Source organism: Vagococcus sp. WN80Y (assembly GCF_059621045.1).
On sequence record NZ_JCAQHY010000011.1, the window covers coordinates 1 to 532 of the forward strand.

A 532-nucleotide genomic window follows, 5' to 3' on the forward strand; every position below is an offset into this window, starting at 1 on the left:
TAAGGTCATAAGGGACTTCAAGCCACGCAGCCCTTTCCCAAATACTTTCAGGGTCATCACGACGACCTGATCGTTTGGTTGTAACAGCTCTAATAGTTTAGTTAATTCGGATTCCTCAAACAAGGAATCCGTTTCAACAAATAATTCCTCACAATTATACGTCATGAGGTGCCTCACTTGTTCGATTTCATTGTAAGGAAATCCTTTTCTTACATACCCATATACCGTCATTGCTCACAGTCCTTTCCGTTTTTTTTACTTATCTAATTGACTGTCTTCTTGCCAGTTACTTGACTCCCCACCCTCAATCGGATGAGCCAATCCCTCTTGTAGCTCACGATGAATCGTGACAAATTCTTTGATCTCATCATAAACAACCTCAGGTATTACCACTCGTTTAGGAAATCGTTGATGCCTTACCTGTGACAACAACGCTTCTTCGGTCTCCCCTTCTATGAAGCGACGTAAACGGGGAGAATACTTAAAATCATACCAGCCATCTGGATACTGCTCTTGATACACGTGCCAAGTC

Annotated in this window: 2 protein-coding genes; both read right to left on the reverse strand. The window is 42.3% G+C overall.

The features are described 5' to 3' along the window. The coding region (locus tag AC5KOD_RS02345; RefSeq protein ID WP_496912948.1) for a recombinase family protein at positions 1-231 on the reverse strand (231 nt) is incomplete at its 3' end. Positions 232-255: 24 nt separating this feature from the next. Then, positions 256-532: hypothetical protein (locus AC5KOD_RS02350; RefSeq protein WP_496912949.1), on the reverse strand; the 277-nt coding region annotated here is incomplete at its 5' end.